The organism is Bordetella sp. H567 (assembly GCF_001704295.1).
Classification (GTDB): Bacteria; Pseudomonadota; Gammaproteobacteria; order Burkholderiales; family Burkholderiaceae_B; genus Bordetella_C.
On record NZ_CP012334.1, the window covers coordinates 4644459 to 4666327 of the forward strand.

The window sequence follows — 21869 nt, forward strand, 5'->3', positions numbered from 1 at the left end:
GCCGCGGGACGCTACACAGGCTGCGCCGCCTTCAGCCGCGCGAGTTCCGCGTACACGGTGGCGCGGCTGATGCCCAGCACGCCGGCCACATAGGCCGCTGCCCGCTTGCCCTCGAACGCGCCGGTCCGATGCAGGTCTTCGATCAAACCGCGGCGCTGCTCGCGGTCCAGCCGCGTCAGGGTGGTGCCGCGCTCGGCCGCCCACGCGGCGACGTAGCGGTTGATGCGCTCGTGCCAATCGTTGCGAAACAGATCGTCCGGCCGGGGGCCGCGGTCGCCGGTCTGCAGGAATCCATCCAGCATGCGGCGCACCATATCGAATTCCGTCACGTCGGCATTCACGCACAGCAGCCCGATCGGCCTGTCCCCATCGTCGCGCAACACCGCGGTGACCGACTTGATGCGGCGTCCGTCCCAATTGATCTTTTCGTACGGACCGATCACCGACGCATCGGGCGCGAAATCCACGTCCTGCAAATCCGACGGATCGCCCACCTCGCGCGGTGAAAACGGATGCGCCACGTGGACGACGCGGTCGGTCCGGATATCGTGCACCACCGCTTCCACGAAAGGACTGAACAGCGCGGCCAGCGCGTCCGCCACGGCGTAGTACGGCCGCAGCCGCCGCGTGGATGTAGATCCCTTTCCCGACGCCGCCATGCGCGCTCCTGACAATAATTCCAGATTGGATTTTATCGTCTAATATAACGCGACCTCACCACCGCCGCCCGCCGCGCAGGAGTCCCCGTGAACGATATGTTCGCCGCCATCATGGCCGCCCATGCCGCCATCCGCCCGCACGTTCCCGTCTCGCCGCTGGAGCGCAGCGGACCGCTCTCGCAGGCGCTGGGCTGCGATGTCTGGCTGAAGTGCGATCACCTCTTGCCTATCGGCGCCTTCAAGGTGCGCGGCGCGGCCAACAAGATCCGCGTGCTGGGCGAAGCGGCCCGCAAGACCGGCGTGGTGACTGCCTCCACCGGCAACCACGGCATGGCGGTGGCCTGGGCCGGCGCCCGCGCCGGCGTGCCGGTGACGGTCTACGTGCCCGGCTCGGCGGTGCAGTCCAAGCTGGACGCCATCCGGCGCCTGGGCGCGAGCCTGGTCATCCTGGATGCGCCGCCCATCGAGGGCGAATTGCAGGCGCGGCGCTACGGCGCCGAACATGGCGTGCCCTATATCTCGCCGTACAACGATCCCGACATCGTCGCCGGCCAGGGGACCATAGGCGTCGAAATCGCCGAACAGGCTGGGGCGCTGGACGCGGTCTTCGTCTGCGTGGGCGGCGGCGGGCTGGTCAGCGGGCTGGGCAGCGCCATCAAGCGCCTGTCGCCCCACACCCGGGTCGTCGGCGTCTGGCCGCAAAATTCGCCCTGCATGCTGCGAGCGCTGGAAGCCGGACGCATCATCGACGTCGAAGAGCAGCCCACCCTGTCCGACGCCACCGCGGGCGCCGTGGAGCCGGGCTCCATCACCTTCCCCATCTGCCAACAGGTCATCGACGACCGGGTCACCGTCTCCGAAACCGAAATCGCCGCCGCCATGCGCGCCGTCGCGGCGGCCGAGCACTGGATGGTGGAAGGCGCGGCCGGGGTCGCCCTGGCCGGGCTGATGCAGCGCCAGGACGAATGGCGCGGCAAAAAGGTGGCCGTGGTGCTATGCGGCAGGAATATCGGCCTGGACCGGTTCATCAAGGCCGTGGGGTAGCCGGGGCATCGCGCCGGCGCGGCGCTCACGCTATTGCCTTGGCCGGCATTTCGTTTACGATCGTGCCCCATCGGCCCGTCAAGCGGCCGGCGCAAGCTCGGAGGGGGCATGGCGGCGAAAAGAAGAATGCGTCGTATCCGAACCGCGGGAACGCGGCGCACGCTGGCGGCGTTTGCACTGGCCCTGCTGCCGGCCTTGCTGGTGCCCAAGGCCGCGGCATTCCAGGTACTGCCGCGCATCAGCGACGTCGATCGCAAACTGGCCGGCGTGGGCGGCCACCGCATCGTCGACAGCATCGGCCAATGGGTGATCGTCAACGCCGTACCCTTGATCAAGAGCCCGGTGCACGAAGCCATCACCCTGGACGCGCTGGACTGCCATGCCCCGGCTGGCGCGGAAGCATCGTGCGTCACGGTGGACGAGGTACGCCTGCACCAGATCCTGCTGTATGGCGTGCGCTGGCCGGACGACCCGCCATTCGCGCTCAGCCGGACGGCCCCGCCCAGGATCGCCGGCTGCGATCCCGACGTGACGCTGCGTTCCACGGCCCAACCGAAGTGTTGGCAAGGCATGTTCGCCGACGCCGAGCGCACCGCCGCCCAGCGCGCCCGGCAACAACCGGGACAGGCGGCCTTCGGTCCCGGCGATTATCTGCTCTACCGCTCGCACTTCGGCGACCTCGCGTTCTTCCACGCGATGGGGAGTTATGACGGCGAGCCGGCGCGCGATACCGTGGCCCATATGCGCATGTGGGCGCAATTCCTGTGGGGCGTCGCCACGCAGCGGATACCGGTGGACCGCTACCTGCGGACGGTGGACGCAAATGGGCTGGGGGCTTATTTCCCCGGCGACATGACGGCCACCAACCTGTTCGCCACGGGTATCGTGGAGGTTCGCGCCAGGCTCGACGAGGTCGCGCTGGGTGTGCTGTTGCACATGGTGCAGGACAGTTTCTCCCACGCGCACACCGAACGCGCGCTCGAAACCGGCGCGGCATGCGCGGCCATTCCGCGCTTCGCCCAGCCGGGAAAGATCGCCCGGTTCTACAGTTACGCCCTGCAGGACGAGAGGCTGCACAATCGCGAAGATACCTTCGGCGCGCTGGCGGCGCAGACGCTGCAGACGCGCCCCAACGTCGTGGACGTCACCAGTGCCTTCCTTGCCCTGTACCGCGAAAAGGCCTCGTGGCCGGAGGCCGAGAAATATTTCGACTGCGTCTTCGCCCTGCAGGATCCGGGCGCGCCGGCCGGTCCCGGACCGTATGTCGACACCGGGGCGCCACGGCCCGGGGACGCCTTGCCGGACTACGAAGGCGGGTCGTAGCGCCCCCGTTCTCATCCTTTGCATGCCTGCGAATGGATGAGCCCTCCATTCATTGGCCCTACGACCTCTATGCAGTTGGCCGTGGCCTGTCCACAATGACCGTGTCCATCGGGACCACGGCGACGCTTCGCTTCGAAAGCGGCCGGCGATAAACAGTGCGCCGCGCGCGGCCTTCGCGAAGGCGCAACGGGAGACAGGACATGAACGGTTCATCGTTGCACAGTGCGGGAAGGCGGCGTCTGCTCGCCGGCGGCGCGGGCGCCCTCGCCACCCTGGGGCTGGCCAATACGACGCGGACGGCGCACGCGCAAAGCCCTGCCGCACCAGCGGCGGGCACCCCGGGGGCGCCCGCGGCCGCCGCCGCTCCCGCGGCCAGGCCGCTGCCGGCCTACGTGGCCTGGAAGGACGCCGATGCGCTGATCGTCCATAGCAGCAACACCATAGAAACCCGCCGTACCGCTTTCGGCGACGGGGTGATCACGCCCGCGAACCAGCTTTACATCCGCAACAACGTCGCGCCCCCCGACGCCTCCATCGTGAAGGATCGCGATGCATGGAAAGTCAGCGTCGAAGGCGTGAAAGCCCCGCGCGAGATCACGGTCGGTGAACTGAAAACCATGGGCCTGGCCACGCTCGCGATGGTCCTGCAGTGCAGTGGGAACGGCCGCAAGTTCTTTCCCCACAAGCCCAGCGGCACACCCTGGAACGTAGGCGCCGCCGGCTGCGTCGTGTGGACCGGGCTGCCTGTGAGCCAACTGGTGCAAGCGCTGGGCGGCCTGGCGGATGGCGCGCATTACATGACCGGGCGCGGAGGAGAAACCCTCCCCGCCGGCATCGACGCCAACATCGTCGTCGTGGAACGCTCGGTGCCGCTGGAAGCGATGCAGGATGCGCTGCTGGCGTGGGAGATGAACGGCGAGCCCATCTCGCTGGCGCATGGCGGCCCGCTGCGCCTCATCGTGCCGGGCTATTCGGGCGTGAACAATGTGAAATACATCAAGCGCCTGGCCTTCACCCCGGAGCAGACCCAGGCCGCGATACAGAACGTGCGCTATCGGCTGGCGCCCGTCGGCGCGAAGGAAACCCCCCAGCAGCCCGCGGTCTGGCAGATGGACGTCAAGTCGTGGATCAACGGATTCGAAAGCGAAGGCACCCTGCGGCCCGGACCGTATGTCATCCGCGGCGTCGCCTTTGGCGGAATGGATGCCGTGAAATCCGTGGACATCTCCATCGACGGCGGCAAGACCTGGAAGCAGGCGTCCTTCGTCGGCCCGGACCTGGGCAAGTATGCCTGGCGCCAGTTCGCCCTGCCCGTGGACCTGAAGCCCGGCGACTACCTATTCGTCAGCCGGGCGACGGATGTGCGAGGAAACGTCCAGCCGGAACACCGCAACGACAATGAAGCGGGCTACCTGAACAGCAGCTGGCGCGATCATGCCCTGACGATCAAGGTGATGGCGTGAACGCTCACGCGATGGCCGCACGCGCCGGCGCGGCGCTGCTGGTAGCCATTCCGATGGCAGCCGCGCATGCGGCCGACACGGATGCCGCCTTGAAGGAACGCGGGCGCATGCTCTTCACGGGCGGCGCCACGCCCGCCTGCGCGGTCTGCCACACGCTGCAGGACGCCGGCGCAACCGGCGCGGTGGGCCCTTCCCTGGACGAGCTCAAGCCGGACGCCGCGCGCGTCGAAGCGGTATTGCGCAAGGGAATGGGCGTGATGCCCGCCTACGGCACGCTGCCCGAAGAGGACATCAAGGCGCTTTCGGCTTATGTCTCGCAGGCTGCCGGCGGGCATTGAGGCTTACGGCGCCTTGCCGATCGCCCGCGCCGCGCGCATCACCAACGGGCCCAATTCCGCCCGGGCGCGCGCCAAGGACCATTGCGGCTTGGGCACGGAGATATTCACCGCCGCCACCGCGACGCCTGCGTCGTCCAGCACGCTGGCCGCGACGTTGACATCGCCCGGGTAGAACTCTTCATCCGCATACGCGTAGTGATCGCGCCGCGCCTCGTCGATGATCTTGCGCAGCGCCGCCACGTCCGTCGTGGTGCGCGGCGTGTGCTTGACGCGCGCGATGGACCGCAGTTTTTTGTCCAGGTCGGATGGCGGCAGATGCGCCCACAGGGCGCGGCCCGACGCCGATGCGATGCAGGGGATGCGGGTGCCCGCCGGCATATAGACGGGAATGTGCCTGGCCGGCGCCACGCGCATGACGAAGACCATGTTGTCCCGGTCGTCCGGCACGGACAGATTGACGATTTCCCCGCACTCCTGGTTCAGCTGGTGCATGACCGCATGCGCTTGCTGGAACAAGGGCTGGCGGTATAGATAGCTGTATCCCAGCCCCACCGCCTTCACCGTCGTGCTGTAGCGCTTGCTGCGCGGATCCCTGAACAGGTATCCCGTCTGCTCCAGCGTGTAGGCGACGCGCTGGGCCGACCCCATGGTGATGCCGTTCTCCCGGGCGATCTCCTGCAGGCTCATGGACGCATGGGACCGGAAGGATTCCAGCACCGCCAGCCCCTTTTCCAGGGACTGGATCAACAGGGCGGATGCTTCGGGCATGGTGTCTCCGTACGGCAGGGTAGGGAAACCCTTACGTTGTTGCGCGCCGGAGCGCGCGTTATAAGTATCGCTATACGGATTCAATTATCGCACAGCGATAACTCGCGCGACAGCGCCAAGAGGCAAGTGTTGGATTCCACCCAGATGCAATCCCGTCGCGCTTCCATGCCGGCCACCGCGGCCTGGACAGAAGCGCTCCCCCAAACCGCGCTTTCCGACACCACGCCGTCCCCACCGCTATCGGCCGCCGCATCCCCGCCCATGACGGCGCCATCCGCGGACGCCGCCGCGCCACTGCCTTCCTCCGTCGACGTCGCCATCATCGGCGGCGGCGTGATCGGTGTCAGCACCGCGTATGCACTGGCCCAGGCCGGCGTGCGCGTCGTCCTCTTCGAGAAAGCGTCGCTCGCCTGCGAACAATCGTCACGCAACTGGGGCTGGGTAAGAACACTGACCCGCGATCTGCCTGAAGTCCCGCTGGCCCTGCGCGCCAACCAGTTATGGGGCGACATCCAGGCGCGGGTGGACGTCGGTTTCCGCCGCACGGGCATGCTGTATCTGCAGGAAAACGACGCGGACGCCGCCGGCCACCAGGCGTGGATCGACAACGCCAGGGTCTACGGGATAGACGCGCGCCAACTCGATCGCCGCGCCGCGCTGGCCCTCGTGCCGGACTCCAACCGCCCCTGGACGGGCGCGATGTACAGTCCCACCGACGGCGTGGCCGAACCGCAGTTCGCCGTGCAGGGCATCGCGTCCCTGGCGCGCGAGGCAGGCGCCCTCATCCTGGAACGCTGTGCCGTGCGCGGCGTCGAGCGCGCCGCCGGCCGGGTATCGGCCGTGATCACCGAACGCGGCCGTGTGGCAACGCAGGCCGTTCTGGTCGCCGCCGGCGCCTGGTCGCGCCTGTTCTGCGGCAACCTGGGCGCGGATTTCCCCCAGCTGAAGGTGCGCGGATCGGTGATGCGCACCCTGCCCTTCGACGCCGGCCTGACGACGGCCATCAATGGCAAGGACTTCACCTGCCGCAAGCGCGCCGATGGCGGCTATACCGTCTCGCAGTTCGGCGCCTCCATGGCGGACCTGGTGCCGGACAGCTTCCGCCTGCTGCCCCATTTCATCCGCCCCTGGCTGGCCAACAACACCCTCGTGCGGCTGCGCTTCGGCAAGCGCTTCTTCCAGGAGCTCGCCATGCCCCGGCATTTCGCGGCGGACCGCGTCTCGCCTTTCGAGCGGCACCGCGTGCTGGACCCGCTGCCGTCGCGCCGCGGCGTCGAGCAGGCCTGGCAGCGCCTGTCGGATGCCTTCCCCGTGTTCCGGAACGCGAAGATCGCGCAGTCCTGGGCCGGCTATATCGATGTCACGCCCGATGCCATGCCCGTGATGGATGCCGTGCCGGGGCTGCCCGGCTTGTATCTGGCCTCGGGCTTTTCCGGGCACGGATTCGGCATCGGCCCCGCGGCCGGCGAGGCCATGGCGCGGCTGATCCAGGGCCATGCGTCCTCGGTCGACCTGAAGCCTTTCCGGTTCGGCCGGTACACGGAGTGAAAGGCGCATGCTTGCCCACCATCGGCGTTCAAGGGGTACCTCGATGACTGTTTCCGTATTCCGTTGCCTGCGTTCGAAGGAGCGGTCCCTGCGCGCGCTGCTGGCGGCCGGCGTGGTGGCGCTATCCGGCATGGCGCCCGCCCAGTCCGCCCAGGCCGCGGAGTGGCCTGACCGCCCCGTGCGCCTGCTTGTCGGCTACCCGCCCGGCGGCGGCACCGACACGGTTGCGCGCGTGCTGGCCCAGCAATTGACCAAGGTGCTGCACCAGTCCGTCGTCATCGAAAACCGCGCGGGCGCCAGCAGCACCATCGCGGCGCAGCAGGTCGCGCGGGCCGAGCCCGACGGATATACCGTCCTGTTCGCGACGGGATCGCCGTTGACCGGCGCGCCGCTGACGATAAAGGGGCTGGCCTACGACCCCCTGAAGGACCTGGTCCCTGTCACGCTGATCGGTGGCGGCCCCTTCATCCTGGTGGCCAATCCGGCCTTCCCGCCCAATACGCTGCCCGAGCTGGTGGACTATGCGCGCGCCCATCCCGGCCAGGTGAACTACGCATCGCCCGGCATCAGCACGGCGGACTATTTCTTCGCCGAACTGCTGAACCAGGATGCCAACATCAAGACCGTCCACGTGCCGTACAAGGGCAGTTCCGCGCTGATCAACGACCTGATCGCCGGCCAGGTGCAGTACACGCTGGACACCCCGGGCACCACGCTGCCGCTGATTCATGCGGGCAAGCTGAAGGCGATCGCGATCTTCAGCCAGAAGCGGCTGGACCGCGCGCCCGACATTCCCACCACCGTCGAAGCCGGCTACCCCGACCTGGTGGGGGGATCCTGGTACGGCCTGCTGTTGCCCAAGGGCACGCCGTCGGCCATCGTCGAGGCGCTGTACAAGGCCACGAAACAGGCACTGTCCGGCGAGGACGTGCGCCGCGCCATGGAAGCGCGCGATGTCATCATCCAGGGCAGTACGCCGGCGGAATTCAAGGATTTCATCCAGGCCGAATACACGAAATGGAAAACGGTCACCGACAAGCTCGGCATCCGGCCGCAGTGACCGGCACCCTTGCACGCCATACCGGTCGCCCCGCGGGCGTTGCGGCCGGTGTTCCCCCTACCGCGAGCGACCGCCCCCCGTACGTACGGCCTTACGACCACCCGATTCAACATCGCGACGCGGCCTGAGGCCGCGCCGCGCCTGCCCAAGGAAACCAGCATGGCCACCACTCCCTACGCCCCAGACCTGACCGCGGGCAGCGCGCCGTTGTCCATGCGCCCGACGCTGGCCGGCTTGAACCATATGATCTCCGCGGGACATTACCTGGCCACCCAGGCCGGCGTGGACGTGCTGCAGGCAGGCGGCAATGCCGTCGACGCCGGTGTCGCGGCCGGCATCGCGCTTGGCGTGGTGCAGAGCGACATCGTCAATTTCGGCGGCGTCGCGCCCATCCTGGTCTATCACGCCAAGACCGGCCGGGTCTGGAGCATCTCCGGGCTGGGCTACTGGCCCAAGGCCACGCGGCTGGACGACTTCCTGCACAAGCACAACGGCACCATCCCGGCCGGCGTGCTGCGCACCGTGATCCCCGCGGCGCCGGATGCTTGGATCTCGGCGCTGGAGCGCTTCGGCACGATGAGCTTCGGCGAGGTCGCGGCGGGCGCGATCCGCCTGGCGCGTGAGGGCTTCGTCATGTATTCGCTGATGGCGGAAGTGCTGGCCGACAACGCCGCCAACTACGCCCGCTGGCCCTCCAGCGCGGCGGTCTACCTGCCCGGCGGCAAGCCGCCGCCGGCCGGCGCGGTCTTCCGCCAGACGGACCTGGCGCGCAGCCTGCAGTATCTGGCGGACGAAGAGCGCGCGCACCTGGGCCAGGGCCGTCTCGCCGGCCTGGCCGCGGCGCGGCGCGCCTTCTACGAGGGCGACATCGCGGCCGCGATCGTCAAGTACCACAAGGAAGAAGGTGGCCTCGTCACGCGCGAGGACCTGCGCGATTTCTCGGTGGAAGTGGATCCCGCCCTGGCCACGGACTTCCATGGCACGCGCGTACACAGCTGCGGCTTCTGGTGCCAGGGGCCCTCGCTGCTGCAGATGCTGAACATCCTGGAATCACGCGACCTGAAGTCCCTGGGCCACAATTCCGCGCCCTACGTCCATCTATTGACCGAAACCATCAAGCTGGCCTTCTCCGACCGCGAAGCGCATTACGCCGATCCGCGCCACGCGAACGTGCCGCAGCAGGCGCTGCTGTCCAAGGAGTACGCCCGCCAGCGCCTGGCCATGATCGATCCCGACCGCGCCGGCCCGGACATGCCGCCCGCGGGACGGCTGCCGGCGGCGCGCGACATCGAACTGCGCGAAGCAGGTCCCGGCGATACCGCCCGCACGGATCCCCGCCTGGACACTTCCTACGTCGCGGTGGTCGACAAGCATGGCAACGCCTTCTCCGCGACGCCCAGCGACGGCTCGTACAACTCTCCGGTGATACCCGGCACGGGCCTGATCGCTTCCGGGCGGGGCAGCCAGTCCTGGGCCGAGGCCGGCCACCCCTGCGCGGTGGGCCCGGGCCGCCGCCCGCGCCTGACGCCGAATCCCTCGATGGCGATACGCCCGTGCGGCCATGTCATGCCCTTCGGCACGCCCGGCGGCGACGTGCAGTGCCAGGCCATGCTGCAAACCTTCCTGAACATCGAGGTCTTCGGCATGGAGCTGCAGCAGGCCATCGAAGCCCCGCGCTTCGCCAGCTTCAGCTTCCCCTCCTCCTTCGAGCCGCACACCGCCGTGCCGGGCCGGCTGATGATCGAAGACCTGATCCCCAGGGAAGTGGGCGACGCGCTGGCCGCCATGGGGCACTCCGTAAAGTGGTGGCACGATCGCAACTGGCGCGCCGGCGCGATGTGCGCGGTACGGCACGACCTGCAAACCGGCATCCGCTGGGGGGGCGCGGATCCGCGGCGCCCGGCCTACGCGGCCGGGTGGTAACTTCGGTGGATGGAAGAAGACCTCGTCTCGTACTGGAAACCGCGCCTTGCCGCCATCGCCGCGCCCGCGTCGGCGGATGACGGCGCGCACGACCTGAACCACCTGGAGCGCGTCTGGGCCGTCGCGCGGCGCATCCTGGACGATCATCCCGACGCCGATGCGCTGGTCGTGCTGGCCGCCTGCTTCCTGCACGATCTGGTCAACCTGCCCAAGAACCATCCGGACCGCGCCCGGGCGTCGACATGGGCCGCGGAAAAGGCAACACGCGTGCTGGCTGGGACGGGGTTTCCGGCGGACAAACTGGCGGACGTGGCCCATGCCATCGCGGCGCACAGTTTCTCCGCCGGCATCCCGCCGCGCACGATGGAAGCGCGCATCGTGCAGGATGCCGATCGCCTCGATGCCCTGGGCGCTGTCGGGCTGGCCCGCATGTTCCACGTCGGCGGCCAGCTCGGCCGCGCGCTCGCCCACGGGACCGATCCCCTGGCGCGCGGACGCACGCCGGACGACGCGCACTATGCGCTGGATCACATCGAAATCAAGCTGCTGCGGCTGCCCGCCACGCTGCACACCACCGCCGCGCGCCGCATCGCGCAGGCGCGCGCCGCCCGGCTGCGCCGCTTCCGGGACGAGTTCGTCGCCGAATGGCTGGGCATCGAAGACGCGTAATGGTAGGCAGTCCAGCGGACGCTATCAGCGGCCGAGGTCTTCGGTTTCCCGCCTCCATGCGCGCAGGCCATTGACGGCAAGGAACTGAACCAACGCAACAGACACATCCCCTGGATGTTTGCGCACCCTTCTATGGCGCGCTATTGATCTTCCATTTTTTTGTTATTACAATTAATTATGTTGACCGTGGTGGAGACCGCCGAATTCGTGGCATGGGCCGCGAAAGTCTGGACGCAGTCCGAACGTGAAGAATTCATCGATTGGATCGCCGCAAATCCAGAGGCGGGCGATGTAATCCCCGGCTCGGGTGGATGTCGAAAGGTGCGATGGTGTCGCGGCGGGATGGGGAAACGCGGCGGGGCCAGAGTCATCTATTACCTCAGGCTCTCCAGCGACGAAGTTATATTGCTTATCGTCTACGCGAAGGCGAAGTTTGACAACATCTCCACATCGGTCCTAGCGAAATTGAAGGAGAGCTTCGATGTCCAAAAAGACTGATCCTGAAATAGCCGAGTTTGAAGCAGCGCTGCTACGCAGCGCGCAACAAGGCGCCAACGGCCAGTACGCCCGCGTTCATACTCCCGAACAGATAGCGGCTCGCCGGCGTGGCAGGCCAGTCGGGAGCACTGCCGAAGTACGCAAAACCGCGACGACCATACGCTTCGATGAAGAGGTAATCAAAGCCTTCAAGGCTACTGGTCGTGGGTGGCAGACTCGTATGAACGATGCCCTGAAAGAATGGCTCAGGACGCATCAACCCGGCTGATTTCGCAACGCCCAGAGATTCGAACCCCGCACCTCGCTTCGGCCCCTTCCGGCCGTGTCGATTTCCGCCCCACTGGTTCGTCGTTGTAGGACGGCGCCGCGATCCCGCTCGCCGTTTGAGACATGGAGAGCCTGCTCATGGCACTGCAACTCTACTACCACCCTTTTTCCTCCTATTGCCAGAAAGCGCTGATCGCGCTGTACGACAACGGCATTGCGTTCGAACGCAATGTGCTGGAAGGCCCCGACAGCCCGGCCGGCAAACGGCTGGCCGAACTGTGGCCGATGAAGCGGTTTCCCGTGCTGGTCGACGGGGATCGCACCGTGATCGAAGCGACCTGCATCATCGAATACCTGGGCCTGTACCACCCGGGCCCCGTGCGCATGATCCCCGAGGATCCCAAGGCGGCATTGGAAACGCGTTTCATGGACCGGTTCTTCGACAACTATGTCGCGGCGCCGCAGATGCAGATCGTCTTCAATGCCATGCGCCCGGAAGGCGCCCGCGACGCCCATGGCGTCAAGCTGTCGCGCGACATGCTGGACACTTCCTACGCGTGGCTGGATAAAAAGATGGCGGACCGCGAATGGGCCGCGGGCCCGCATTTCAGCCTGGCCGATTGCGCCGCGGCGCCCTTCCTGTTCTACGCCGACTGGACACATCCCATCCCCGAGCGGTACGCCAACGTAAAGGCCTATCGCCGCCGCCTGCTGCAATACCCCTCCTTCGCGCGCGCCGTGGACGACGCCCGCCCGTTCCGCGGACTGTTTCCGCTGGGGGCCCCGGACCGGGATTGATCCGCAAGCGCGTCCCCCTCAATCGGTGCCGGGCACGGGACTGTTACCCTAACAAGGACCTGTACCCCAACCTGCAAGGAGGATGCGCATGTCCGATAACGTCATCGGCACTTTTTTCACCGATACACGTTTTCTGGGAATTCCCCTGTTGAACTGGCTGCTGGCGGTCGCCGCCGCCTGCGTCGCCTTCGCGGTAGCGCGGGTCGCCATCGGCTTTGTCCGGCGCAGGCTGCACGCGCGCGCCAAGGCGTCGGACGCCCATCTCAGCGCGACCGCCGCCGAGGTCGTGGCCGGAACCAGCAACGCCCTGGTCGCGCTCGCGGCTTTGCTGATCGGCGCCGGGCTGCTGGACTTGCCGACGCGCTGGGCGCATCGCATCGACGGCCTGTGGTTCGTGGTTGCCATCCTGCAGATCGCGCTATGGATGCATCGCGGCATGGTGCTGGGCATGCACCATTACTTCCGGCGCCATGCCGCGTCCGGAAACGGCCAGATCACGGCGCTGGCCGCGCTTTCCGTATGGGGCGCGAAAGTGCTGTTGTGGGCGGTGGTGCTGCTGGCCATGCTGTCCAACATGGGCGTCAATATCACCGCCTTCGTCGCCAGCCTGGGCGTGGGCGGCATCGCCGTCGCGCTGGCCGTGCAGAACATCCTGGGCGATCTTTTCGCATCGATGTCCATCGCGATCGACAAGCCATTCGAAGTGAACGACTTCATCGTGGTCGGCACGCTGGCCGGCACGGTGGAACACGTGGGCCTGAAGACCACGCGCATACGCAGCCTGGGCGGCGAACAGATCGTCATGTCCAACGCCAGCATGCTGACCGCCACGATCCAGAACTACAAACGGCTGCGCGAACGCCGCGTGGTGTTCCAGTTCGGGCTGGACTACGAATGCACGGTGGACCAGTTGCGCCAGGTACCCCGCATTGTCGAAGGCATCATCCGGGCGCAGGACAAGACGCGCTTCGACCGTTCGCATTTCAAGGGCTTCGGCGAAAGTTCGCTGGATTTCGAGACGGTCTACATCGTGCTGGACCCGGAATACAACCCCTACATGGATATCCAGCAGGCCATCAACCTTGAAATGATGGAAGCTTTCGCGGAAATCGGCGTGCGATTCGCGCATCCCGTACGCATGCTGCGCGTGGAGTCCCTGCCTCAGCCGCGCCGGCGCGAGGAACGGCCGCAACGGCTGCGTGCGGACGAACCGTCGATGCGCATGGGGCTGTCGACGCCGGGCGGCGGCGCGGCGGGGCAATAGCCGCCCCCATCCACCGGCCCGTGCCTGGGTCCCGGAAACGGCGGCCCCGTTTACCAGCCCGGCCGCGGGCCGTCCCGCGGCCGGGGTGATGCGCGAAGACACCGCGAGGCCGGCCGTCAGTCGCGTGGATACCCCGCCGGCGCGACCGCCGCGCCCTGCACGCCGTGACGCGCCAGGGCACCGGCCACGAAGCCTTCACGCTTCACGTCCTCGATATACGCATCCAGATAGGCGGCGGCCGCTTCGCCGCGACCTTTCGCCGTGGCCATGGATTGGTAAATGGCCATGAAGCGCCCATCCAGCATGCGCAGTCCGGGCCGGCGATCGACGTCGGCGCGCATCTGCTGGCGCACGCCGGCCGCGACGCCCAATCCATCGCGCAGGAACACTTCCACCGCCTGATCCGAGGCCGGTGCCTCCACCACCCGTGCATGCCTGAGTTCGCGCGCCAGATGCAGGGCGTACGCGCTGCCGGCTCCCACCGCCACGCGGTGTCCGGGCTGGTCCACCTGTTCATTGGCCTGAATAGGCGAATCGGCCCGTACGACGTAGACGCCTTCCATCAGGACATAGGGTGGCGTGAAGTGCAGCGCATCGCCACGCAGCGGGTCGATGGCGAAAAAACCGATGCCCGCGCCCCCTTCCTGGACGGCACGCACGCATTCCTTGGCCGAGGGCAAAACCACCAGTTCGAGGGCCAAGCCCAGACGGTGCGCCAGTTCCCTCGCCAGGTCGACGGCCACCCCACCGGGCGCGCCGGTCACCGCATCCGCCTTGAATAACACCGGGTTCGCCCGGTTGATCGCGGCGCGCAGGCTGCCTCCCGGCGCGAGGCAGTGCCGCGCTTGCGCGGCATCCACCCCCTCCGCCGCGCTCGCCGCCCCCTTGTCCGGCGCCCTGGCCGAGGCCTGGACATGCCCGCCGGGTGCCGTGCGCCCTGCATGGGAGGGCGCCGATTCCCCGTCCCGCTTCCCTGCCGTGCCCATCGCTTACTTCTCCGAGATGCCGGCCTTCTGGATGATGGCGGGCCACTGCTTGAACTCGCGGTCCATCAGCGCGGTCAGGTCCGTCGCAGATCCGCCGATCGGGCGCGTACCGCTTTCCTCCAGCTTGGCGGTCACGGTCTTGTCGTGGACGGCCGCCATGAAAGCCTGCTCCAGCTTCTTGCGCACATCGGGCGGCACGCCCGCGGGCGCCACGATCCCGATCCAGTACGTCGATTCGAAGCCGGGATAGCCGGATTCCGCGATCGTCGGCACGTCGGGCAGCTGCGGCATGCGCTGCAGGCTGCTTACCGCGTACAGCTTCAGCTTGCCGGCCTTGACGAAATTCGCGGCCGTTATGTAGGCGTCCATCTTCACTTCGTACACGCCGCCGACCAGGTCCGTCAGCGCGGGCGCCGCGCCCTTGTAGGGGATGTGGGTCATATCCAGGCCCGCGGCGGCCTTCAGCAGCTCCATGGACAGGTGCGGGAAGGTGCCCGAGCCGGCGCTGCCATAGGACAGCTTGTGCGTCTTGGCGTACTGGATGAACTCCTTGAAGTTGTTGGGCGGCAGCGAAGGATGGGCCACCAGCAGGCCCGGCATGTCGCCGACCAGCGCGATGGGCGCGAAGTCCTTCTGCGTGTCGTAGGGCAGCTTCTTGTAGATCGAGGGATTGGCGGTGTGCGAGGTGGTTGCCATCAGCAACGAATAGCCGTCGGCCGGTGACTTGACCACGTTGTCCGAACCGATGACGCCGCCCGCTCCCGCGCGGTTTTCGACGATGACGGGCTGGCCCAGTATCTGCGACACCTTGGTGGCGACCAGCCGGCCGACCAGATCGGTGCTGCCGCCCGGCGAGAACGGTACGACCAGCCGGATGGGATGATCGGGAAACGTGCCGGCATGGGCGGACGCGCACAGCGCGGCGGCGGCCAGCATCGGCGCGAAGGTGCTCCCTATCTTTTTCATGATGTCTCCTTGATTGCGCGCAGGGCGCTTATCGTTATCTGCCGCCGGCCCTTTTCGAACCGGCGGGGTCGTTCGAAGCGCCTGCCGCCATGTGTTTCCACGCGGCGGCGGCGCAGGCATTGCCGATCGGCGGGGATCCTGCCGTCAGCGGTGGGCCGGGGCGCCGTACAGCGCGTCGGCGTTCGTGACCAGGATGCGCTTGCGATCCGCGGCATCGGGCGCCCATTCCGATAGCAGGTCGAACAGATCGCCGTCGTTGGGCATCTCGCGTCCGACCATGTTGACGTGCGGCCAGTCCGATCCCCACACCATGCGCTCCGGGGCATGGCGGATGAGCGCGCGCGCGATGGGCGTGACGGCGGCATAGGGCATATCGCCCTTGGCGCAGCGCATCGGGCCGGACAGCTTGATCCATACACGCCCGGTGTCCAGCATCTTCAGCACCGTCTTGAATGCCGGCTGGTCCACGCCCTTGTCGGCGGGCACGCTGGCGAAATGATCCAGCACGATCTTGCGGTTGGGCAGCGCCAGCAGCTTGTCCGCATAGGAGACGATGTCTTCGCCATGCGGATAGAAGTGCACGGGCCAGCCCAGGTTTTCCACCTGCGCCGCCATGTCGGGCAGGATCTGCGGCAGGTTCGACGCCCGCTTGGCGCTGACGAAGCGCACCCCGCGCACGCCGGCCCGGTCCAGGCGCAAGAGCTCTTCATCCGACAATTCGTCGGGCGGCAGGATCACGCCGGCGAAGCGGTCGGGAAAACGCTTCAGCGCATCCAGCATATAGCTGTAGTCGCGGCCGTAGCCGCCGCCGCTGACCACCACGGCCTTGCGCAGGCCCAGCGTATCGAGCATGCGGATGGCGGTTTCAGGCAGGGCCTCGCCGGAGACATAAGGGCTTTCGGGATCGAAAGGCCATTTGTCGGCGGGGCCGAACAGGTGGATCTGGCAGTCCCAGCCGCCGGGCGGCACGTCCATGGCAGGCTTCTTGATATCGGGATTCGGCGGCGGGGTCAGATAGGGCATGCGTGTCTCCATGTCTTGTGCGGGCCCGCTGGATGCAGCGGCCCCCGCCCGTAGTATCCTGGCTCGCCGGCACGGCGGGTAATGCCTTCTGCGCGCGGCGCGATGCTCTTTTCTTATCGGAGTAACCATTTGCAGCCGCCCACCCTGGAACCCAACCTGCGCCGGCTGCGCGCGTTCGTGGGCGTGGTCCGGGAAGGCAGCGTGCATCGCGCCGCCGATCTCCTGCACCTGACCCAGCCCACGGTGACCCGCGCCATCCAGAAGCTGGAACGCGATATCGGACAACCCTTGTTCGAGCGCACGTCCACCGGCATGACCGCCACGGCCATCGGCCTGGCCGCCGCGCGCCGCGCGCAGCGCGCGCTGGGCTATCTTCAGGCCGCGGCCGACGAGCTGGCCCGCATGCCCGAGGCGACGGCCGGCTGCGCGCCGCGCATCGCGCATGCGCTGACGAGCCGCCACCTGCAAGCCCTGATCGCCCTATCCGACCACGGCACGCAAAGCGCGGCGGCGGCCGCGCTGTCCCTGTCGCAGCCGGCCATTACCCAGGCCTTGAGCGACCTCGAACGGCTGGTCGGAACGCCCTTGCTGCTGCGCACCAGCCGCGGCATGGCCGCCACCGCGGCCGGCGAAGTCCTGTTGCGGCGCGGCAAACTCGCCTTGGCAGAGATCGATGCCTGCGCCAGCGACATCGCCGCGCACCTGGGCACCATCACGGGCACGGTGGCCGTGGGCGTGCTGCCCATCTGCGGCACCCTGCTGGTGCCGCGCGCGGTCAACCGCTTGCTGCGCGACCATCCGCACCTGCGCATCGTCCTGGTCGACGGGCCCTACGACACGCTGCTGCACAAGCTGCGCGACGGACGGCTGGACGTCATCGTCGGCCCGCTGCGCCCGCCCAGTCCGGCCGGCGACACACGCCAGGAAGCCTTGTTCGAAGGTGCGCTGTCGGTGATCGCCCGCCAGGGCCATCCGCTCGCGGCCCGGCGTGGCCTGACGCTGGCGGAACTGAGCCGCTGCGAATGGGTTCTGCCTGCGCGCGAAACGCCGGCGCGCGCCATCATCGAGCGCGTGATGGCGCGGGCCGGCCTGCCTATGCCGGACAATCCGGTAGAGGCGAACGCCCTGGCAACCCTGCGCGCCCTCCTGATGGAAAGCGATCGCCTCGCGATGATTTCGCGCCACCAGATCTATTTCGAGGAACGCGGCGGCATGCTGGCCGTCCTGCCCATCGACCTGCCCGATACGGCGCGCGCCATCGGCATGACCGTGCGGGCCGACGCGCACCCGCCGGCGGGGGTGCAATCGCTGCTGGAGCACCTGCGCGTGGCAGCCCGCGAACCATTGCTGGCCGGCAGCGGCGCCGTCCAGCCGCCAGCCGGGATATCATCGCGGTGATCCGGCCGCGCATCACGCGGCCCCGTTACCTTGCAGCCATAATGACCCAGACCATCACCGCGGGCGCCGCCCCATCGACGCTCCACCCCATCCTGCAGCGCGTGCTGCGCGCCATCCAGCGCCGCCGCGAACACGGCTTCCATTTCGCCGGCAACTTCCTGGCGGTGTCCTTCGATCGCGTCACCGTGCAGGACAGCCTGGTCAGCATGAAGGCCGACTGCCACGCCCGGGACGGCGCCATCGACGGGACGGCGCTCGGGGTGCTGGCCGACCTGGCCCTGGCCGCCCCGGTGCGCGCCGCCCTGCCCGCCGATACACGCCTGGCCACGGTCAACATGCAGCTGCAACTGACCGGCGCCCCCTGCCATGCGCCCGTCACCGCGAGCAGCAGCTTCCACGGCTACATCGACGGCGCGGCCGGCAGGCAGGCGATCAGCCGCGTCACGCTGCACGGGGCCGGCCGGGAGATTGGCCTGGGCACCGCCACCTTCATGGTGCTGGACTTGCCGCCCGGCACGCCCATTCCTTTCCTGACCCCAGTGGATCCGGCCCTGGACGCGGCGCCGCTGCTCGACCCCGACACGGACCTCGATGCAGGCGAGCGCACGCTGTTCGAACACGTCCGGATGGCCCTGAACGACAGCAAGGCCGACAACGACTTCACGGATCGGCTCTGGGGCTACCGCAGCCGTCCGCGCAACGGCGGCGCCTCCGGTGCGCTGGCGAACGGCCCGCACATCGCCAACCGCGTGGGACACGTACAGGGCGGCGTGCTGCTCGGTTTCGCGCAGGCCACGGCGCAGGCCGCGCTGCCCGCCGACTGGGGCTTGAGCAGCATCACGGCGACCTATGTCAGCCCGGGGGAGGGCCGCGAATTGAAGGCGGAAGCCGACATCGTCCACCAGGGCCGCACCACCGCGGTCACCCGAGTCACCATTACCACCGACGAAGGCCGGCGCGTGCTGGAAGTACTGGCCACGCATTCGCTGCGCGCCAGGACGTCCTGAGGCCGGCGCGGCCGGCGGGCGCATCGCGAGGCCCGTGCCCGGTGGGGCGGTCAGCCACGCGGCGCCACCGGCCGCTATGATGGATGCCCGAAGCATACACACGGCCCCGATCCCATGAAAATCGCCACCTTCAACGTGAACGGCATCAACAGCCGCCTGCCCAACCTGCTGCGCTGGCTGGAACAGACCCAGCCGGACGTGGCCTGCCTGCAAGAGCTGAAGGCGCCGCAGGAAAAATTCCCGGAAGGCCCCATCCGCGACGCCGGCTACGGCGTCATCTGGCACGGACAGAAAAGCTGGAACGGCGTGGCCATCCTGACCCGGGGCTGCGAACCGGTGGAATCGCGCCGCGTGCTGCCCGGCGACGACGCGGACGAGCAAAGCCGCTATATCGAAGCCACGGTCCAGGGCATCGTCGTGGGCTGCCTGTACCTGCCCAATGGCAACCCCGCGCCCGGACCGAAGTTCGACTACAAGTTGAAGTGGATGGAGCGCCTGATGGCGCATGCCGCCGGCCTGGTCGACAGCGGCCAGCCCACGGTGCTGGCCGGCGACTACAACGTCATTCCCACCGACGCGGACGTCTACAAGCCGGAACGCTGGGTCGACGATGCGCTGTTCCGCCCCGAGTCGCGCGCGGCCTTCCACAGCATGATCGAACAAGGCTGGACGGATTCGCTGCGCGCCTGCCACCCGGACGCGCGGATATTCACCTACTGGGATTATTTCCGCAATGCGTATGCGCGCGATGCCGGCATCCGCATCGATCACCTGCTGCTGAACCGCGCGCTGGCACCGCGCCTGCTCGACGCCGGCGTGGACCGCGATGTGCGCGGGTGGGAAAAGGCCAGCGACCACGCACCCACCTGGATCACGCTCAAGCCTGCCTGACGCGCCGGTACTGTTCCGGAATTTCGGCCTGTCAATTCCATCCGGCGGCGTTTATCCGCACCCGCCGCAACGCTTATCGTGGTGGCCTTGAAGGAACGCGGGGCGGCCTACCGGCCCGCCCCCGCGGTCCACCCCTCATCCTTGGACAGGAAACCCATCATGAGCAAACTCGCAGGCAAGGTCGCGCTGGTAACCGGCGCATCCAAGGGCATCGGCGCGGCCATCGCCAAGGCGCTGGCCGCCGAAGGCGCCTCCGTCGTCGTCAATTACGCGTCCAGCCAGGCCGGCGCGCAAGCCGTCGTCCAGGAAATCGCCGCCGCCAAGGGCAAGGCGGTGGCCGTCGGTGGCGACGTCTCCAAGGCCGCGGACGCCAAGGCCATCGTCGCCGCCGCCCTGTCGGCGTTCGGCCGCCTGGATATCCTGGTCAACAATTCCGGGGTCTATGAATTCGCGCCCTTGGCGGAAATCACCGAGGAGCATTATCACAAGCAGTTCAACGTCAACGTACTGGGCCTGCTGCTGATGACCCAGGCGGCGTCCCCGCACCTGGGCGAAGGCGCCAGCGTCATCAACATCAGTTCCGTGGTAACGCGCATCACCCCGCCCGAGAGCGCCGTCTACAGCGGCACCAAGGGTGCGGTGGACGCCATTACCGGCGTCCTGGCGCGTGAACTGGGCCCCCGCAAGATCCGCGTCAACGCCATCAATCCCGGCATGGTGCATACGGAAGGCGTGGAGAGCGCGGGCATCGCAGGCTCCGACTTCGAAGCCATGGCCATCGCCCAAACCCCGCTGGGCCGTATCGGCCAGCCCCGGGATATCGCCACCATCGCCACTTTCCTGGCCTCGGACGATGCGGGATGGATGACCGGCGAAATCCTCGTCGCCAGCGGCGGAATGCGCTGACCGCGGGGCGGCCTAGACCACCTGGGGGTACAGGCCGTCCCCACGCCGGACGGCCAAGGCGACCCCACCCCCGATCCGCGCTTTAATAGCAGGCATGCAAATCGACTTCCTCGGCATGCAGGCGTTTCTGGCGATCGTGGAACAGGGCGGCTTCCAGCAGGCAGCGTCACATCTGTGCCTGTCGCAAACCGCCGTCAGCCACCGTATCCGCAAGTTGGAGGCCAGCCTGGGCGTGACCCTGCTGGCCCGTACCACCCGCGACGTGACCTTGACCGATGCGGGCCGCGCGCTGCTCCCGCGCGTGCGCAGCGCCATGCGGGAGTTCGAGCTTTCCTACGATGCGTTAAGACAGCATAGCCGCACGGCCCCGCAGTGGCTGGCCTTCGGCTGCTTGCCGACGCTGGCCGCGCACCGCATCGCGCCCGCGCTGACCCGTTTTCGCGACCTGCATCCCGCGATCGCCGTGCGGGTGTTCGACAACTCCATCCAGGAGATCGCCGAACTCACGCACGCCGAAACCACGGTATTCGGCATTTCGGTGGCCACGTCCAATCCCTACAACCTGGCGGTCGACGCCTTCGCGGATGAGTCCTTCGTCCTCGTGTGTCCGGCCGATCATCCCCTGGCGAAGCACCGCACCGTGCGCTGGGACGAGCTGGAAGGCGAGACGCTCATCCGCATCAGCCTGCCGGCCGGCAACAGCACCGCCATCGACGACGCCCTGGGCGAACGGCGGCTGGCGCTGCGTTGGGCGTATGAAACCCAGCATACGGCGGTCGCGCTGGACTTCGTGCGGGAAGGCCTGGGCCTGACCGTGGTGCCGGCGCTGTCGGTGGCACAGGGGGCAGGCCTGGCGACGCGCCCCTTGCTGCAGCCCAGCATCACGCGCCGGCTGGCCGTGCTGACGCGGCGCGGCGCCGTGCTGTCCGGGCCGGCCCAGACGCTGCGGGAGCTGCTCGTCGACGCGCTGCGCGCGGGCCTGCCGTCCGCCGGGGATGAACGGGGCGAATAAATCCCGCCAAACAATTCATTTGTGCCGGCCCGCAGGCCTGCCTAGACTCCTCGGTCAA

21 protein-coding genes and 1 pseudogene are annotated in these 21869 nt (G+C 67.9%); 17 read left to right on the forward strand and 5 right to left on the reverse strand.

Annotated features, from left to right (window positions below; genetic code table 11):
- Positions 1-11: 11 nt before the first annotated feature.
- Positions 12-659 carry a helix-turn-helix transcriptional regulator gene (locus tag AKI39_RS20775; protein WP_066640435.1) on the reverse strand — a complete coding sequence of 216 codons (648 nt, stop codon included), beginning with the start codon at positions 657-659 and terminating at the stop codon, positions 12-14.
- 96 nt (positions 660-755) lie between these two features.
- Between AKI39_RS20775 and AKI39_RS20780 the strand changes: the two genes are divergently transcribed.
- From AKI39_RS20780 to sorU, 4 genes are all read left to right on the forward strand, one after another.
- Complete coding sequence (locus tag AKI39_RS20780) at positions 756-1703, forward strand: threonine/serine dehydratase (protein WP_235610853.1); 948 nt, start codon at positions 756-758, stop codon at positions 1701-1703.
- Between the two features lie 126 nt (positions 1704-1829).
- Entirely contained in the window at positions 1830-3026 is a 1197-nt protein-coding gene (locus AKI39_RS20785) for a hypothetical protein (protein ID WP_066640440.1), read from the forward strand.
- Between the two features lie 200 nt (positions 3027-3226).
- Positions 3227-4489: a SorT family sulfite dehydrogenase catalytic subunit gene (sorT, locus tag AKI39_RS20790; protein WP_066640442.1), complete on the forward strand. Its 1263-nt coding sequence runs from the start codon at positions 3227-3229 to the stop codon at positions 4487-4489.
- Complete coding sequence (gene sorU, locus AKI39_RS20795; protein WP_443102479.1) at positions 4486-4827, forward strand: SorU family sulfite dehydrogenase c-type cytochrome subunit; 342 nt, start codon at positions 4486-4488, stop codon at positions 4825-4827. The genes sorT and sorU overlap by 4 nt, the downstream gene beginning before the upstream one ends.
- Before the next feature lie 3 nt (positions 4828-4830).
- Here the strand turns inward: sorU and AKI39_RS20800 are convergent, their stop codons facing one another.
- Positions 4831-5595: an IclR family transcriptional regulator gene (locus AKI39_RS20800; RefSeq protein ID WP_066640445.1), complete on the reverse strand. Its 765-nt coding sequence runs from the start codon at positions 5593-5595 to the stop codon at positions 4831-4833.
- A gap of 261 nt (positions 5596-5856) precedes the next feature.
- Between AKI39_RS20800 and AKI39_RS20810 the strand changes: the two genes are divergently transcribed.
- From AKI39_RS20810 to AKI39_RS26280, 8 genes and pseudogenes are all read left to right on the forward strand, one after another.
- Positions 5857-7143 carry an NAD(P)/FAD-dependent oxidoreductase gene (locus tag AKI39_RS20810; RefSeq protein ID WP_066640449.1) on the forward strand — a complete coding sequence of 429 codons (1287 nt, stop codon included), beginning with the start codon at positions 5857-5859 and terminating at the stop codon, positions 7141-7143.
- A gap of 43 nt (positions 7144-7186) precedes the next feature.
- Positions 7187-8203: a Bug family tripartite tricarboxylate transporter substrate binding protein gene (locus tag AKI39_RS20815; RefSeq protein WP_066640451.1), complete on the forward strand. Its 1017-nt coding sequence runs from the start codon at positions 7187-7189 to the stop codon at positions 8201-8203.
- A 159-nt stretch (positions 8204-8362) separates the two neighbouring features.
- On the forward strand, positions 8363-10126 hold the full coding sequence (locus tag AKI39_RS20820) for a gamma-glutamyltransferase family protein (protein WP_066640453.1): 1764 nt from the start codon (positions 8363-8365) through the stop codon (positions 10124-10126).
- Positions 10127-10135: 9 nt separating this feature from the next.
- Entirely contained in the window at positions 10136-10795 is a 660-nt protein-coding gene (locus AKI39_RS20825) for an HD domain-containing protein (RefSeq protein ID WP_066640455.1), read from the forward strand.
- A gap of 177 nt (positions 10796-10972) precedes the next feature.
- A complete protein-coding gene (locus tag AKI39_RS20830) occupies positions 10973-11293 on the forward strand; it encodes a transcriptional regulator (RefSeq protein ID WP_066640470.1) in 321 nt (106 codons plus the stop codon).
- Entirely contained in the window at positions 11277-11561 is a 285-nt protein-coding gene (locus AKI39_RS24985; RefSeq protein WP_076879725.1) for a BrnA antitoxin family protein, read from the forward strand. The genes AKI39_RS20830 and AKI39_RS24985 overlap by 17 nt, the downstream gene beginning before the upstream one ends.
- A gap of 137 nt (positions 11562-11698) precedes the next feature.
- Positions 11699-12358 carry a glutathione S-transferase family protein gene (locus AKI39_RS20835; RefSeq protein WP_066640480.1) on the forward strand — a complete coding sequence of 220 codons (660 nt, stop codon included), beginning with the start codon at positions 11699-11701 and terminating at the stop codon, positions 12356-12358.
- Positions 12359-12932: 574 nt separating this feature from the next.
- Positions 12933-13421 (forward strand): annotated as a pseudogene (locus tag AKI39_RS26280) (mechanosensitive ion channel family protein); the annotation flags it as partial.
- A gap of 317 nt (positions 13422-13738) precedes the next feature.
- Here the strand turns inward: AKI39_RS26280 and AKI39_RS20845 are convergent.
- The 3 genes from AKI39_RS20845 to AKI39_RS20855 all read right to left on the reverse strand — a co-directional run bounded on the left by AKI39_RS20845 (position 13739) and on the right by AKI39_RS20855 (position 16597).
- Complete coding sequence (locus AKI39_RS20845) at positions 13739-14608, reverse strand: transporter substrate-binding domain-containing protein (protein ID WP_083228963.1); 870 nt, start codon at positions 14606-14608, stop codon at positions 13739-13741.
- A gap of 3 nt (positions 14609-14611) precedes the next feature.
- The gene (locus AKI39_RS20850; protein WP_066640484.1) at positions 14612-15574 is read right to left on the reverse strand and encodes a Bug family tripartite tricarboxylate transporter substrate binding protein; all 963 of its coding nucleotides are present in this window, start codon (positions 15572-15574) and stop codon (positions 14612-14614) included.
- A gap of 144 nt (positions 15575-15718) precedes the next feature.
- Positions 15719-16597 carry an amidohydrolase family protein gene (locus AKI39_RS20855; protein ID WP_066640486.1) on the reverse strand — a complete coding sequence of 293 codons (879 nt, stop codon included), beginning with the start codon at positions 16595-16597 and terminating at the stop codon, positions 15719-15721.
- Positions 16598-16726: 129 nt separating this feature from the next.
- On the opposite strand from AKI39_RS20855, the gene AKI39_RS20860 reads away from it, so the two are divergent.
- From AKI39_RS20860 to AKI39_RS20880, 5 genes are all read left to right on the forward strand, one after another.
- Positions 16727-17995 carry a LysR family transcriptional regulator gene (locus tag AKI39_RS20860; protein ID WP_158515199.1) on the forward strand — a complete coding sequence of 423 codons (1269 nt, stop codon included), beginning with the start codon at positions 16727-16729 and terminating at the stop codon, positions 17993-17995.
- A gap of 41 nt (positions 17996-18036) precedes the next feature.
- Entirely contained in the window at positions 18037-19002 is a 966-nt protein-coding gene (locus AKI39_RS20865; protein ID WP_066640487.1) for an acyl-CoA thioesterase domain-containing protein, read from the forward strand.
- Between the two features lie 114 nt (positions 19003-19116).
- On the forward strand, positions 19117-19893 hold the full coding sequence (gene xth / locus AKI39_RS20870; protein WP_066640488.1) for an exodeoxyribonuclease III: 777 nt from the start codon (positions 19117-19119) through the stop codon (positions 19891-19893).
- A 159-nt stretch (positions 19894-20052) separates the two neighbouring features.
- Positions 20053-20799 carry a glucose 1-dehydrogenase gene (locus AKI39_RS20875; protein WP_066640491.1) on the forward strand — a complete coding sequence of 249 codons (747 nt, stop codon included), beginning with the start codon at positions 20053-20055 and terminating at the stop codon, positions 20797-20799.
- Positions 20800-20893: 94 nt separating this feature from the next.
- On the forward strand, positions 20894-21811 hold the full coding sequence (locus AKI39_RS20880; RefSeq protein WP_066640494.1) for a LysR family transcriptional regulator: 918 nt from the start codon (positions 20894-20896) through the stop codon (positions 21809-21811).
- The last annotated feature ends 58 nt before the right edge of the window (positions 21812-21869 follow it).

Bases quoted from the DNA above. Each gene is read 5' to 3' on its own strand.
- AKI39_RS20775 (WP_066640435.1), bottom strand. From the start codon at position 659: ATGGCGGCGTCGGGAAAGGGATCTACATCCACGCGGCGGCTGCGGCCG.
- AKI39_RS20780 (WP_235610853.1), top strand. From the start codon at position 756: ATGTTCGCCGCCATCATGGCCGCCCATGCCGCCATCCGCCCGCACGTT.
- AKI39_RS20785 (WP_066640440.1), top strand. From the start codon at position 1,830: ATGCGTCGTATCCGAACCGCGGGAACGCGGCGCACGCTGGCGGCGTTT.
- sorT (WP_066640442.1), top strand. From the start codon at position 3,227: ATGAACGGTTCATCGTTGCACAGTGCGGGAAGGCGGCGTCTGCTCGCC.
- AKI39_RS20800 (WP_066640445.1), bottom strand. From the start codon at position 5,595: ATGCCCGAAGCATCCGCCCTGTTGATCCAGTCCCTGGAAAAGGGGCTG.
- AKI39_RS20810 (WP_066640449.1), top strand. From the start codon at position 5,857: ATGACGGCGCCATCCGCGGACGCCGCCGCGCCACTGCCTTCCTCCGTC.
- AKI39_RS20815 (WP_066640451.1), top strand. From the start codon at position 7,187: ATGACTGTTTCCGTATTCCGTTGCCTGCGTTCGAAGGAGCGGTCCCTG.
- AKI39_RS20820 (WP_066640453.1), top strand. From the start codon at position 8,363: ATGGCCACCACTCCCTACGCCCCAGACCTGACCGCGGGCAGCGCGCCG.
- AKI39_RS20825 (WP_066640455.1), top strand. From the start codon at position 10,136: ATGGAAGAAGACCTCGTCTCGTACTGGAAACCGCGCCTTGCCGCCATC.
- AKI39_RS20830 (WP_066640470.1), top strand. From the start codon at position 10,973: ATGTTGACCGTGGTGGAGACCGCCGAATTCGTGGCATGGGCCGCGAAA.
- AKI39_RS24985 (WP_076879725.1), top strand. From the start codon at position 11,277: ATGTCCAAAAAGACTGATCCTGAAATAGCCGAGTTTGAAGCAGCGCTG.
- AKI39_RS20835 (WP_066640480.1), top strand. From the start codon at position 11,699: ATGGCACTGCAACTCTACTACCACCCTTTTTCCTCCTATTGCCAGAAA.
- AKI39_RS20845 (WP_083228963.1), bottom strand. From the start codon at position 14,608: ATGGGCACGGCAGGGAAGCGGGACGGGGAATCGGCGCCCTCCCATGCA.
- AKI39_RS20850 (WP_066640484.1), bottom strand. From the start codon at position 15,574: ATGAAAAAGATAGGGAGCACCTTCGCGCCGATGCTGGCCGCCGCCGCG.
- AKI39_RS20855 (WP_066640486.1), bottom strand. From the start codon at position 16,597: ATGCCCTATCTGACCCCGCCGCCGAATCCCGATATCAAGAAGCCTGCC.
- AKI39_RS20865 (WP_066640487.1), top strand. From the start codon at position 18,037: ATGACCCAGACCATCACCGCGGGCGCCGCCCCATCGACGCTCCACCCC.
- xth (WP_066640488.1), top strand. From the start codon at position 19,117: ATGAAAATCGCCACCTTCAACGTGAACGGCATCAACAGCCGCCTGCCC.
- AKI39_RS20875 (WP_066640491.1), top strand. From the start codon at position 20,053: ATGAGCAAACTCGCAGGCAAGGTCGCGCTGGTAACCGGCGCATCCAAG.
- AKI39_RS20880 (WP_066640494.1), top strand. From the start codon at position 20,894: ATGCAAATCGACTTCCTCGGCATGCAGGCGTTTCTGGCGATCGTGGAA.